This window comes from Cellulosimicrobium cellulans, from assembly GCF_024124905.1.
Taxonomy (GTDB): Bacteria; Actinomycetota; Actinomycetes; order Actinomycetales; family Cellulomonadaceae; genus Cellulosimicrobium; species Cellulosimicrobium cellulans_G.
This window is the reverse complement of sequence record NZ_JAMXST010000002.1, coordinates 407,019-420,516: the sequence shown is the minus strand read 5'-3', so window position 1 is coordinate 420,516 and position 13,498 is coordinate 407,019. Positions and strand designations below refer to the sequence as shown.

Genomic DNA, 13,498 nt, shown 5'->3' with positions numbered 1-13,498 from the left:
CGCAGCGGAGCGTGACCTGGGTACCGGAGTGGAGCGTGACGTCCGGTGAAGGTCATGGCGCAGATGTCGATGGTGATGAACCTGGACAAGTGCATCGGGTGTCACACGTGCTCGGTCACGTGCAAGCAGGCCTGGACGAACCGCACCGGGGTCGAGTACGTGTGGTTCAACAACGTCGAGACCCGCCCCGGACTGGGGTACCCCCGCACCTACCAGGACCAGGACCGCTGGCAGGGCGGCTGGGTCCGCACCACGAAGGGCAAGCTGAAGCTGCGCGCCGGGGGCCGGTTGAAGAAGCTCGCCACGATCTTCTCCAACCCCGTCCTGCCCTCGATCCACGACTACTACGAACCGTGGACGTATGAGTACGACATGCTCCTGTCGGCCCCCCAGGGCCCCCACACCCCCGTCGCCCGCCCCACGTCGCTGCTGACGGGCAAGGACATGACCATCTCCTGGTCGGCGAACTGGGACGACGACCTCGCCGGCTCCACCACCACCATGGACCAGGACCCGGTCCTGCAGCACATGTCCGAGCACGTCGCGACCGAGTTCGACAAGACGTTCATGTTCTACCTGCCCCGCATCTGCGAGCACTGCCTCAACCCCGCCTGCGTCGCGTCCTGCCCGTCGGGGGCCATGTACAAGCGGGCCGAGGACGGCATCGTCCTCGTGGACCAGGACCAGTGCCGCGGGTGGCGCATGTGCGTCACCGGCTGCCCCTACAAGAAGGTCTACTTCAACCACAAGACCGGCAAAGCCGAGAAATGCACCCTGTGCTACCCCCGCATCGAGGTCGGCCTGCCCACCGTGTGCTCCGAGACCTGCGTCGGACGCCTGCGCTACCTCGGCCTCGTCCTCTACGACGCCGACAAGGTCACCCACGCCGCCGCCGTCCAGGACGAGCACGACCTCCTCGCCGCCCAACGCGCCGTCTTCCTCGACCCGAACGACCCCGCCGTCATCGCCGCCGCACGACAAGAGGGCATCCCCGAGGACTGGATCACCGCCGCCCAACACTCCCCCATCTGGGACCTCATCACGAAGTACGAGGTCGCCCTCCCCCTGCACCCCGAGTACCGCACCCTGCCCATGGTCTGGTACATCCCACCCCTGTCCCCCGTCGTCGACGTCATCACCGCGTCGGGCAACGACGGAGAAGACGGACGCACCCTGTTCGCCGCCATCTCGAAGCTGCGCATCCCCCTGGAATACCTCGCCGGACTCTTCACCGCCGGCGACACCGCCCCCGTCGAGAAGGTCCTGCGCCGCCTGGCCGCCATGCGCTCCTACATGCGCGACCTCAACCTCGGCCACGAACCCGACGAACACACCGCCACCGCCGTCGGCATGACCGGACAACAGGTCCAGGAGATGTACCGCCTCCTCGCGATCGCGAAGTACGAAGACCGGTACGTCATCCCCACCGCCCACACCGAGATCGCCCGCGAGCTGAGCGACATGGCGTGCTCGCTCGACTACGACGGCGGCCCGGGCATGGGGGGCGCGGGACCGACGACGGGCGAGTCGTTCCACGCGGTCGGCGAGAAGGAACGGGCCACCAGCCCGTACACCCCCTCCACCACGGGTCGGGTCAACCTGCTCACCTGGGACGGCGACGGGACCCCGGGCGGGCTCTTCCCGCCGCCGCGACCGGCGGGCCCGGAGGCCTCGGGGGGTGCGGCATGAGGCGCGCGACCCGCTCCCGGCCGGTGTCCTCGACGAGCGCGTCGTCGCCCGGTCCCCTGCCGGACGACCAGCGCCGCGCCGCGCACACCGTGATCTCGCTCCTGCTCGACTACCCCACCGCGGAGGCCGCCGCCCACCGGGCGGACGTCGAGGACGTCGTCGCCGGGCTGCCCCCGGACGTGCGGCAACCCCTGCGCGCGTTCCTCGACGCCACGGTGTCCGTGCCCCTCCGCGAGCTCCAGGCCGCCTACGTCGCGACGTTCGACCTCAAGCGCCGGTGCTCCCTGTACCTGTCGTACTACGCGGCCGGGGACACCCGGAAGCGCGGCGCCGCGCTCGTCACGTTCGTGGAGGCGTTCCGCGCGGCGGGCTGGGAGACGGACGGCTCGGAGCTGCCCGACCACCTGCCCACGGTGCTCGAGCTCTCCGCGCGCACGGACGGCGCGATCGCCGGCATGGTGCTCGACGCGCACCGCGACGGCATCGAGGTCCTGCGCGCCGCGCTCGAGACGCTGCGCAGCCCCTACGCGCACGTCGTCGCGGCGCTCGTCGCGACGCTGCCGGCGATGCAGTCGGAGACGGCGGCACGCTTCCGCGACCTGGTCGCCGCGGGACCGCCCACCGAGCTCGTCGGCCTGAGCGACCTGTCCCACCTCACGCCGTTCGCCACGATCCCGAGCCTGACCGAGGAGACCCGACGATGAGCCCGCTCGACGTCCTGCTGTGGGTCGCCGTCCCGTACGCGGTGGCGGCGGTGTTCGTCGTCGGGCACGTGTGGCGGTACCGCTACGACCAGTTCGGCTGGACCACGCGCTCGTCGCAGCTCTACGAGAACCGCTGGCTGCGCCTCGGCTCGCCGCTGTTCCACGTCGGCATCCTCATGGTGATCGGCGGGCACGTCGTCGGGATCCTCGTGCCGCGCCCGTGGCTGGAGGCCGTCGGCGTGGGCGAGCACGCCTACCACCTCGTCGCGACGATCGCCGGGACGTTCGCGGCCGTCCTCACGGTCGTCGGGCTCGTGATCCTCGTCCTGCGCCGGAGGCTCTCCGGCGCGGTCTTCCGCGTGACCACGCGCACCGACAAGCTCATGTACGTCGTGCTCGGCGCCGCGATCGGGTTCGGCACGCTCGCGACGGTCCAGCACCAGATCTTCGGCGGCGGGTACGACTACCGCGGCTCGATCTCGCCGTGGTTCCGCTCGCTGCTCACGTTCCAGCCCGACCCGTCGCTCATGGCCGACGTCCCGCTCGCGTTCCAGCTCCACGTCCTGTGCGGCCTGGCGCTGTTCGCCCTGTGGCCGTTCACGCGCCTCGTGCACGTGTTCTCCGCGCCGCTCGGCTACCTCACGCGGCCGTACGTCGTCTACCGGCGCCGCGCCGTCGCGACGACGTCGCGCGCACCGCGCCGGGGCTGGGAGCCCCCGATGGCCCCGTAGCCGGCGGCAGTCTGAAGGCTCCCTCTGTGGACTGTAGGGAGCGGGCTCTACCCTGTCCTCGACCAAGAAGAAGGGGACACCATGGTCGCCACCGAGGCATGCAGGAGGTGCGGGGTCGACGTCGTGCGGCTGCCGTCGTTCGACGGTGCCGTGCGCCTCTTCCACGCCCGAGAATCGACGAACTCCGACGTCGACGCGGCCCAGCGCTGGTACTACTCCCGCGGTCGCGGCGCGGTCAGTGGAGCCGACACCATCACGCCTCCCGGTACGCCGTTCCTCACCGTTCACCTGTGCCTGCGCACGCGCGTCGGTATCGGCGAGGACACGGCGAACAGCATCCCCACGATCCGGGTCGGCGACGCGATCGCGCAGCGGAGCGATCTCCCGACGGTCGACCAATCACCGCTGCGCCTGTCCGGGTTCCGGTGGACCTACCGGTGGCCATCTCATTGGGCACACATCGTCGTCGCTCACTTGCCACAGGCACTGTGCGGAGCGGCCGTGCTACTACCGGAGGAGATGAGTGATCGGGAACGGGCCCGCATCTCGACGATGCACGTGTGCCCGCGGTGCGTCCAGGTGAACACCCGCCGCGAACGGATGCTCTGACGAGTCGACGTCCGCCGCTCGCGTTGGATGGGGACGGCTGCCGGACCGCCGCATCACGTTCGTCAAGCACGTCGTGCGCACCTCGTGCGCGCACGGCGACGCCCGGCGGCCATCCCCGTGCCGCCGGGCGTCGTGTCGGGACCGTGTCGGCCCGGCCGCTCAGGCCTGTGCGGGCACAGGGCGGCGCGTGAGGCGGATCCTCACCTCGGTCGCCTCGCGCGACAGGTACTCGCGGTCGAACGCGCCGGGCTCGCGTCCCTCGAGCTGCGCGAGCAGCGGGAGCGGGTCGTGCGGCGCGACGAGGACGAGCCCGTCCCCGGGCGTGAGCGCCTCGAGCGCCCCGAAGACGACGCCGTGGCGCACGGCGTGCGGGATCGTGCGGACGTCGAGGACGATCTCGGCGTCGTCGTGCGCGCACCCGCAGGCGTGCCCCTCCTCGTCCCCGTCGCCGCGCACTGCCGCGTGCTGCGGGGGCTCGGTGATCTCGATCGGTTCTGCTGCCATGGTGGTCCTCCTGGTCGTGGCGCGAGCGCCGGGTGGGGTGTTGGGTCTGCGGTGCTGCCGGCGTGGACGACGCCGCCGGCGGGCGGGCCGGTCAGGGCGTCACGGCGAACGTCCCGGACGCGCCGCGCTCGGCGTCGGACATGGCGTGCGTGACGAACGGGTAGGTCCCGGCCTCGGGGAACGTGAGCTCGACGAACCCGCCCTGCGCGGGCAGCAGGCCGAGCACCTGGCTGCCGCCGGACGTGCCCGGCGGGAGCGCGTAAGCGCCCTCGTGGTAGACGGTGTCGAACTGGCCGCCGACGACGTGGAACGCGCTCGGGCGGTTCGGACCGGCGTCGAGCACCCAGACGCGCACGCGCTCGCCCACCCGGGCACCGAGCGGGTCATAGCGGTATTGGTTCGCGTACCCGTTGAACGTGAGGAGGTCGGGCTCGGCGGCGGCGACCTTCGCGTCGTCGGCGGACGCGCCCTGCGCGCCGAGGTAGAGCTCGGACTGCACGACGACGTACTCGCGGTCCACGGGGCCGAGGTCCGGCGGGTCGACGATCACCGCGCCGAACATGCCGTTCGCGATGTGCAGCGACATGGGCATGGTCGAGCAGTGGTACATCCAGATCCCCGCCCGGGTCGCCGTGAAGCGGTAGGTGAGCGACTCCCCCGGCGCGATGGTCCGCATCGGCTCGTCCGGCGCGAGCGCGCCCGCGTGGAAGTCGATCGAGTGCCCGATCGTCCCGTCGTTGACGAGGGTGATCTCGAAGACGTCGCCGACCTTCCCCCGCAGCACGGGCCCGGGCGCGGTCCCGCCGAACGTCCACACGGTCTGCTCGACGCCGGGCGCCACCTCCTGCGCCACCTCCGTCACGATGAGGGTCCGCCGGTGCACGACGGGCCCGCCGGACGGGTCCGTCTCGGCCGGCGCAAGGGTCGCGTCGCGCGCGACGAACCCGTCCCCGGGCCCGCCCAGGAGTTCGGCGTCCGCCACGCCGAGCGAGTCCGTCCCCGAGGACGTCCCGTGCCCCGCGTGCGCCCCCTCGGCCGCAGGCGCCTCCTCAGGGCCGGGTGGGTCGGCGAGCGCCGCGCCTCCTGTGACCTCCACCGTGAGCGTCATGCCCATGAGCCGGTGGCCGGCCACGGAGCACCACCCGTCGAGGTCGCCGCTCACGACGCCCGCGTCGAGGGTCGCGGTCGCGCCCGGTGCGACACGACCGGTCGTCGCGCCGTCGGCGAGGACCAGGTCGTGCACGTCGTCGTCGGTGTTCGTCAGCTCGATGACCAGCCGGTCGCCCGCGGGCACGCTGATCGTGTCCGGGACGAAGCGCATGTCGGCGGCGTCGACCTGCACGGTCGTCGTGCGGCCGGTCGCCGCGACCGGCACGCCGGCCCCTCCGGTCCCGGCGACGGCACCGCCGCCCACGACCCCCGACCCCACGCCGGCCGCGACCGGGTCGGCCGCGACGCCGCCCACGACCGCGAGCGCGAGCGTCGCGACGGCGGCCGTCACCGCGCCCGCGAGCGGCCTGCGCGCCTGCGCGTCCCGGCGGGCGGCGACGGCACGGGCGGCCTCGCCGCGGCGCGTGCCCGACGCCGGAGCGTCCGCCGCGGGGCTCGCCGCACCCCGTCCGGGCGGCTGGGCCGGGGACGGTGCCGCCGTCGGCCGGGACGCTTCCGGGCGCTGGACCGTCTCGCCCGCCGGGTCCGGGCGGCCCCGCGGGACCGTCTCTCCCGCGGGGACCGGGCCGCCCCGCGAGACGAACACGGCGCGCAGCGCGAGCACGAGGAACGCGAGGAAGGTCGCGAAGACGACGAGCGACAGACCGACGCGCACCCACGACGGCAGCGGCAGGAGGTACAGCGCGAGCCCGCCGTTCGCGACGAGCACGCGGTACGCGCCTCCGGCGCCGACGACGGCCTCGGTGCGCCGCCGTCGTGCGGGGCCGCCGCCGAGCACGACGGGGACGAGGTACGTGAGCGCGCCGAGGAGCACCTGCGCGGCGAACCCGACGACGAACGGGAGCAGCAGCCCGCCGATCGCGTCCTGCGCGGCGGCCCACGACGGCGCCGTCGCGACCCGGGCCCCGAACGCGGCCACGCTCCCGGCGAACCACACGACCGACGCGGCGAGGCTCCACGCGGCGAACCCCCACGCGCCGCGCTGCGCGGCCCGGCCCTGGGCCGCGAGGTGCCGCCCGACGGTCACCGTGCCACCCAGCACCACGGTCGCCCCGGCGGCGACGAGGGGTCGCCAACCGACCGCGCACGCCGCGACGACGAGCAGGATCCCCGCGGTGAGCACCGGGAGCGCGCGGCGGGCCGCGACATCGGCGTCGGGCTCGATGCGGGTGCGCAGCACCGTGGGCCACAGGAGCACGAGCGTGCCGAGCACGGTGAGCCCCACCCACCCGAGGACGTTGAGCGTCACGTGCGCCACATAGAGGCGGCCGTACGCCTCCGTCCCCGCGCCGCCACGGGCCAGGAGGACGCCGAGCGTCACGCCGACCGGGAGGCACGCCGCGGCGACCACGTAGTAGCGGACGAGCCGGCCGAAGCGCGACGGCAGCGCGCCGCGGCCCTGGAGCACGAGCACCGTCGCGTGCGTCACCGCGCCCGTGCCCACGAGCACCCCGCCCGCGACGACGAGGGACCACACGTCAGTGAGCAGCCCCGCGACGACGAGCAGCGCGCCGACCGTGTGCGCGGCGAGCCGCGCGACGTGCAGCGGGCGCCCGCCCGGCGCCTGGCGGCGCAGCATCGTGTCGGCGAAGTGCTGGCTCCACACGAGGATCGCCGTGCTCACCGCACCGAGCATGAGCACGTGGACCATGAGCCACAGCGCGTCGGGCACGAACCGGTGCACCACGACGAGCACCGCCTCGGCGACGAACCAGCCGAGGACGAGCGCGTGGAGCCACAGGTTCCGGCCGGTTCCCCCGACCTTCCGCGTGCCGGGCAGCGGTCCGGCGGGTCGGGCGGTCAGGAGCGAGGGCCGCTCGGGCGACGCGGGCACGGTCACCTTCCGGAGACGATCGGCAGCACGGCGGACGGTTCCGAGGCAGAACCCTGGTCGCACGAGGTAGAGCCCCGGTCAGCCGAGGTAGAGCCCTGGTCACGCGAGGTAGAGGCCCGGTCGGCCGAGGTAGAGCTCTGGTCACGCGAGGTAGAGCTCTGGTCGCGGAGCAGTGCCGACCACATCGCGACGCCGACGAACGCGAGGACGGCGACGACGTTCCCGACGCCGCCGACGCGGACGGCCGCGACCGCGCCCGGTCCGTCGCCCGCGAGGTCACCGGCGACCCGGACGGCGAGCGAGGCGTGCAGCAGGACGAGCGGCGCCCACATCGCGGCGCGGTACGGGAGCGGACGGCGCAGGACGGCCGGGAGGATGAGGGGCGCGTGCGCCACGATCATCGACAGCCCGAACCCGAGGAACACCGCGTGCACGACGGCGTCGTACGTCGGCCCGGACCGCAGCGTCACCGCGGGGCCGAGGCCCGAGGGCCCGGCACCGGCCGCGAGGAACACCCAGGCGGCACCGGCGAGCACGAGCCACGCGTAGCCCGCGAGCATCGCCGCCGCGGCGAAGCGCGGCAGCCCGCGACCGCGGACGGTGCGACGTGCGACGTCGTGCCGCAGCAGCGTGACGGCCGACGCCGCGAGCGCCGCCCCGGCGACGGCATACCCGGGTGCGGGCGCGAGCAGGGCGAGGCACGCGGCGCCGAGAAAGACCAGCGCCCCGGCGAGGACCGTGCGCTCGGCGCGGGCGTCGATCTCGAGCCGCGCGAGCTCGACGCGCTCGCCGAGCACGGTCCAGGCGACGAACCCGACGAGCCACGGCAGCAGGTCCGGCACGGCGAGCCCCGCGCCCCAGAGCGCGGCGCCGCCCACGGCGAGCACGGCGCCGGCGGCCTGGACCGCCGTCGCGACGGCGGGCTGCCGTCGCCACACGACGGCGTAGATCGCGACGAGCCCCAGCGTCCCCGCGACGAGGAGCCCCTGGCCGACCGCGCGGGGCAGGGGCGCGAGGAGCGCGAGCGCTCCGAGGCCGAGCGCGGCGGGCGCGAGGTAGGCGACCGGTCGCCGCACGGCGACGGCGCGCTCGAGCGCGACGAGCGTGCCGACGAACCCGAGGACCATGAGCAGGCCGTGCGCGTCCTGGACCCGCGCGGCGGGGACGGGCGACGGGAGCCCGAGCAGGGCGAGCCCGGTCGCGAGCCCCGTGAGCAGCGCGACACCGGCGGGCAGCACGAGGAGCGCGCGGAACGGCGTCCTGCTCGTCACGCCCCGAGGGTTTTGCACGGTCCCGACCGTAGGAATACGGCGGTGGGCCCGGACAGGGCCGAAGGTCCCGTCGCGCTCGGGCAGTCACGTGGGTCCGGTCACGCGGGCCGTCGGGCGGGACGTCGCGCGGGGCGTCCCCGCACGTTCACTCGCGCGCGCGGACGAGGTCGCGCACGGTGGGGCCGACCGTCTCGCCGTACGCGCGCAGGGTCTCGTCCTTGGCGTCGTGCTGGAGGTAGAGGGCGAACTGGTCGACCCCGAGCGCGGCGAGCTCCCGCAGCCGCTCGACGTGCCGTTCCGCCGGACCGACGAGGCAGAACCGGTCGACGATCTCGTCCGTCACGAACGCGGTGTGCGTGTTGCCCGCGCGCCCGTGCTCGTTGTAGTCGTAGCCCTCGCGCCCGGCCACGAAGTCGGTGAGCGCGTGCGGGATCGTCACGCCGGCGCCCTCCTCGGACCCGCCCGGTCCGTAGCGCGCGACGATCTCCGCGACGTGGTTGCCGACCATCCCGCCGAACCACCGGCACTGGTCGTAGGCGTGCGCGAGCGCCCGCCGCCCTTCCCCGTTCGACGGCGCCGTGCTGGTCACGTAGGCGGGCGCGGCCACGCAGACGCGCACCGCGTCCGGGTCGCGCCCCGCGCGCTCGGCCGCGGCCCGCACGGCGGCGACCGACCACGCGACGACGTCGGGGTCCGCGAGCTGGAGGATGAACCCGTCGCCCACCTCCCCGGCGAGGGCGAGCGCCTTGGGCCCGTACGCCGCGACCCACACGGGAAGCCGGGAGCCCGGGTTCCACGGCAGGCGCAGCGTCGAGCCGCGGTACTGGACCGCCTCCCCGGACGCGAGGCCGCGGATCACGCCGATGGCCTCGCGGAGCTCGGCGAGCGTGACGGGCCGCCCGTTGATGACGCGCACGGCGGAGTCCCCCCGGCCGATCCCGCAGATCGTCCGGTTGCCGAACATCTCGTTGAGGGTCGCGAAGAGCGAGGCGGTGACGGTGACGTCGCGCGTGGCGGGGTTGGTGACCATGGGGCCGACCGTCACCCGGTGCGTGGCCGCGAGGATCTGGGAGTAGACGACGAACGGCTCCTCCCACAGCAGGTGCGAGTCGAACGTCCACACGTGCGAGAAGCCGTACGTCTCCGCCTGCCGCGCGAGGTCGACGACCCGCCACGCGGGCGGGTCGTTCTGCAGCACCACCCCGAGGTCCATGCCCGCCTCCGATCCGGACCGCGCTCAGCGCAGGTACGCCGACAGCCCGCGGCGCAGGAACCGCCCGTGCCCGGGGCTGCCGTGGTACGTGCCGTCCTCGACGACGACGCGCCCGCGGGACATGACGAGGTCGACGTGCCCGTCGACCTCGAACCCCTCCCACGCCGAGTGGTCCATGCTCATGTGGTGCGTCTTCCCGTACCCGATCGAGGTGCGCCCGGCGGGGTCGTAGACGACGACGTCGGCGTCCGCGCCCGGGGCGAGCACGCCCTTGCGGCCGTCGAGCCCGAACATGCGGGCCGGCGTCGTGCAGCACAGCTCGACCCACCGCTCGCGCGAGATCCGCCCGTCGACGACGCCCTGGTAGAGCAGGTCGAGGCGGTGCTCGACGCCCCCGATCCCGTTGGGGATCTTCGAGAAGTCGCCGAGGCCGAGCTCCTTCTGCTCCTTCATGCAGAACGGGCAGTGGTCGGTGCTCACGACGGACAGGTCCCCCGTGCGCAGGTACCGCCACAGCTCGTCCTGGTGGCCCTCGGCGCGCGAGCGCAGCGGCGTCGAGCACACCCACTTGGCGCCCTCGAAGTCGCCCCACTCGTCGCTGCGCGCGCCGAGCTGCTCCTCGAGCGAGAGGTAGAGGTACTGCGGGCACGTCTCGCCGAACACGTTCCAGCCCTCGTCGCGCGCGCGGGCGAGCGTCGCCACGGCCTGCTTGGCCGACATGTGCACGACGTACAGCGGCGCCCCGGTCAGGCGCGCGAGCATGATCGCGCGGTGCGTCGCCTCCTCCTCCGTCTCCCACGGGCGGCTCGTGCCGTGGAAGTACGGAGCGGTGTCGCCGCGGTCGAGCGCCTCGCGCACGAGCACGTCGATCGCGATGCCGTTCTCGGCGTGCATCATGATCACCGACCCGTTGTCGCGCGCCTTCTGCATCGCGCGCAGGATCTGCCCGTCGTCGCTGTAGAACACGCCCGGGTAGGCCATGAAGAGCTTGAAGCTCGTGATGCCCTCGCCCACGAGCTCGTCCATGGCCTTGAGCGAGTCGTCGTCGACGCCGCCGAGGATCTGGTGGAACCCGTAGTCGATGGCGCACTTCCCGTCCGCCTTGGCGTGCCACGCGGCGAGCCCGTCCTGGACGCGCTCGCCGGTGCGCTGGACGGCGAAGTCGACGATCGTCGTCGTCCCGCCCCACGCTGCGGCGCGCGTCCCGGTCTCGAACGTGTCCGACGCGTTCGTCCCGCCGAACGGCAGCTCCATGTGCGTGTGGCAGTCGACGGCGCCCGGGATGACGTACTTGCCGGTCGCGTCGATCACGCGCTCGGCCGTCGCGGCCAGGTCGGCGCCCAGGCTCTGGTCCCCGGGGCGCAGCAGCGCGGCGACCTGCTCGCCGTCGACCAGCACGTCGGCGAGCGTCGAGCCCGTGGGCCCGACGACGGTCCCGCCCCGGATCAGCGTGTGCGGCATCGCGTGCTCCCCTCTCGGAATCCTCGGGTCACGGCCGGGTGAGGTCGTCGTAGGCGTCGGGACGGCGGTCGCGGTAGAACTGCCACCGGTCGCGCACGACGCGCAGGAGGTCCAGGTCGAGGTCGCGCACCACGAGCTCCTCCTCGTGGTCGTCCGCGGGGTCCCCGACGAACGCGCCCTCGGGGTCGACGAAGTACGACGTGCCGTAGAAGTCGTCGTCGCCCAGGTCCTCGACGCCCACCCGGTTGATCGCGCCGACGTAGTACTCGTTCGCGACCGCCGCCGCCGGCTGCTCGAGCTTCCACAGGTAGTTCGACAGCCCGCGGCTCGTCGCGCTGGGGTTGAGCACGATCTCCGCCCCGTTCAGGCCGAGCGCGCGCCAGCCCTCGGGGAAGTGCCGGTCGTAGCAGATGTAGACGCCCACGCGCCCCACGGCGGTGTCGAACACCGGGTAGCCGAGGTTCCCGGGGCGGAAGTAGAACTTCTCCCAGAACCCGCGCACGTGCGGGATGTGCGTCTTGCGGTACTTGCCGAGGTAGCGCCCGTCCGCGTCGATCACGGCCGCCGTGTTGTAGAGCACGCCCGGCTGCTCCTCCTCGTACACGGGCAGCACGACGACGGTCCCGAGCTCGGCCGCGAGCGCCGAGAACCGCTCGACCGTGGGCCCCGGGACGGACTCGGCGTACGCGTAGTACGCGGCGTCCTGCACCTGGCAGAAGTACGGCCCGTAGAACAGCTCCTGGAAGCACACGAGCCTCGCGCCCTGGTCGGCGGCGTCGCGCAGGTGCTTCTCGTGGGCGTCGATCATCGACTCCTTGTCGCCCGTCCAGCGGACCTGGGTGAGCGCGGCTCGCACGGTCGTCATGACCCCTCCTCGGTTGTGGGCATGAGATGGGCCTGGTCTGGGGACGCGAACCGGGCCCATCTCATGCCCGCACCGCCTCGGCCTGCTCGTCGGCGACGTCGAGCGCCGCGTCGATCGCCGCGAGGCCGTGCTCGAGGTCGGCGGCGGACGTGACGAGCGGCGGCGCGACGTGCAGACGGTTGACGTGCACGAACGGCCACACGCCGCGCTCCTTGACCGCGGCGACGACGGCGGCCATCGGCGCGGCTGCGGGCCCGCTCGCGTTGAACGGGACGAGGGGCTCGCGGGTCTCCCGGTCGCGCACGAGCTCGACCGCCCAGAAGAACCCGAGCCCGCGAACCTCCCCGACGCTCGGGTGCCGGGCGGCGATCTCGCGCATCCGCGGCCCGATCACGTCGGCGCCGAGCGTGCGCACCCGCTCCAGGATCCGCTCGTCCTCGAACGTGCGGACCGACTCGACCCCGACGGCGCACGCGAGCGGGTGGCCGGAGTAGGTGAGCCCGCCGGGGAACACGCGGTCGTCGAAGGTCCGCGCGACGTGCTCGCCGATCACGACGCCGCCGAGCGGCACGTAGCCCGAGTTCACGCCCTTGGCGAAGGTCACGAGGTCCGGCACGACGCCCCACCGGTCCACCGCGAACCACTCGCCCACGCGTCCGAACCCGACCATGACCTCGTCGGTGACGAGGAGGATCCCGTGCTCGTCGCACAGCGCGCGCACGCCCGCGAGGTAGCCGTCGGGCGGGACCAGCACGCCGTTGGTCCCGACGATCGTCTCGAGCAGGATCGCCGCGATCGTCCCCGGCCCCTCGAGCTGCACGACGTCCCGCAGGTGGGCGAGCGCACGCTCCCCCTCCTGCGCGTCGTCGGCCGCCCCGAACGACGACCGGTACGTGTACGGCCCGAGGAAGTGGCGCACGTGCGGGTCGGGCGAGACCTCGTTGGGCCACCGACGCGGGTCGCCCGTGAGGGAGATCGCCGTCGTGGTGTTGCCGTGGTACGACCGGTACGCGGCGAGCACCTTGGCGCGCCCCGTGTGCAGGCGCGCGAGCCGCACGGCGTTCTCGACGGCGTCCGCGCCGCCGTTCGTGAAGAAGACCCGCCAGCGTCGCTCGTCGCCCGCCGCTCCCGGCGCGCGCTCCGCGATGAGCCGGGCGAGCTCGCCGCGCACGTCGTTGGCGAAGGTCGGCCCGACCGTCGCGAGGCGCCCGGCCTGGGCCTGGAGCGCGGCGACGAGGCGCGGGTGCTGGTGGCCCAGGTTGAGGTTGACGAGCTGCGACGCGAAGTCGAGGTAGCGGTTGCCGTCCTCGTCCCAGAACCACGCGCCCTCGCCGCCCGCGACGGGCAGCGGGTCGATCGCGCCCTGCGCGGACCAGGAGTGGAAGACGTACCGGTCGTCGGCGCGCGTGCGCGACGTGCGCCGGGCGAGCTCCTCCGTCGTCATCGG

General features: G+C 73.7%; 11 protein-coding genes. 4 read left to right on the top strand and 7 right to left on the bottom strand.

The genetic code is table 11. From position 1 onward, the window contains the following. Positions 1-45: 45 nt before the first annotated feature. The 4 genes from narH (at position 46) to NHH00_RS06845 (ending at position 3,733) form a co-directional block, all read left to right on the top strand. Positions 46-1,689 (top strand): nitrate reductase subunit beta, encoded by a 1,644-nt coding sequence (narH, locus tag NHH00_RS06860; RefSeq protein ID WP_308202272.1) that lies wholly within the window; start codon positions 46-48, stop codon positions 1,687-1,689. Continuing rightward, positions 1,686-2,393 carry a nitrate reductase molybdenum cofactor assembly chaperone gene (gene narJ / locus NHH00_RS06855; protein WP_253051117.1) on the top strand — a complete coding sequence of 236 codons (708 nt, stop codon included), beginning with the start codon at positions 1,686-1,688 and terminating at the stop codon, positions 2,391-2,393. Before narH ends, narJ begins: the two co-directional genes overlap by 4 nt. Then, complete coding sequence (gene narI / locus NHH00_RS06850) at positions 2,390-3,124, top strand: respiratory nitrate reductase subunit gamma (RefSeq protein ID WP_253051116.1); 735 nt, start codon at positions 2,390-2,392, stop codon at positions 3,122-3,124. Before narJ ends, narI begins: the two co-directional genes overlap by 4 nt. Before the next feature lie 81 nt (positions 3,125-3,205). After that, positions 3,206-3,733, top strand: coding sequence for a hypothetical protein (locus NHH00_RS06845; protein WP_253051115.1), 528 nt, complete (start codon positions 3,206-3,208; stop codon positions 3,731-3,733). A gap of 159 nt (positions 3,734-3,892) precedes the next feature. On the opposite strand, the gene NHH00_RS06840 is transcribed toward NHH00_RS06845, so the two are convergent. The 7 genes from NHH00_RS06840 to NHH00_RS06810 all read right to left on the bottom strand — a co-directional run bounded on the left by NHH00_RS06840 (position 3,893) and on the right by NHH00_RS06810 (position 13,495). Beyond that, on the bottom strand, positions 3,893-4,237 hold the full coding sequence (locus tag NHH00_RS06840) for a DUF2249 domain-containing protein (protein WP_253051114.1): 345 nt from the start codon (positions 4,235-4,237) through the stop codon (positions 3,893-3,895). Positions 4,238-4,328: 91 nt separating this feature from the next. Beyond that, on the bottom strand, positions 4,329-7,247 hold the full coding sequence (locus NHH00_RS06835; RefSeq protein ID WP_253051113.1) for a multicopper oxidase domain-containing protein: 2,919 nt from the start codon (positions 7,245-7,247) through the stop codon (positions 4,329-4,331). After that, positions 7,244-8,512 carry a hypothetical protein gene (locus tag NHH00_RS06830; protein WP_253051112.1) on the bottom strand — a complete coding sequence of 423 codons (1,269 nt, stop codon included), beginning with the start codon at positions 8,510-8,512 and terminating at the stop codon, positions 7,244-7,246. The genes NHH00_RS06835 and NHH00_RS06830 overlap by 4 nt, the downstream gene beginning before the upstream one ends. Positions 8,513-8,657: 145 nt before the next feature. After that, positions 8,658-9,725: a TIGR03842 family LLM class F420-dependent oxidoreductase gene (locus NHH00_RS06825; RefSeq protein WP_253051111.1), complete on the bottom strand. Its 1,068-nt coding sequence runs from the start codon at positions 9,723-9,725 to the stop codon at positions 8,658-8,660. A 24-nt stretch (positions 9,726-9,749) separates the two neighbouring features. After that, the gene (hydA, locus tag NHH00_RS06820; protein WP_253051110.1) at positions 9,750-11,186 is read right to left on the bottom strand and encodes a dihydropyrimidinase; all 1,437 of its coding nucleotides are present in this window, start codon (positions 11,184-11,186) and stop codon (positions 9,750-9,752) included. A gap of 28 nt (positions 11,187-11,214) precedes the next feature. Further along, entirely contained in the window at positions 11,215-12,051 is an 837-nt protein-coding gene (locus NHH00_RS06815) for a nitrilase-related carbon-nitrogen hydrolase (protein ID WP_253051109.1), read from the bottom strand. Positions 12,052-12,112: 61 nt separating this feature from the next. After that, positions 12,113-13,495 carry an aspartate aminotransferase family protein gene (locus NHH00_RS06810; protein WP_253051108.1) on the bottom strand — a complete coding sequence of 461 codons (1,383 nt, stop codon included), beginning with the start codon at positions 13,493-13,495 and terminating at the stop codon, positions 12,113-12,115. Between the last annotated feature and the right edge of the window lie 3 nt (positions 13,496-13,498).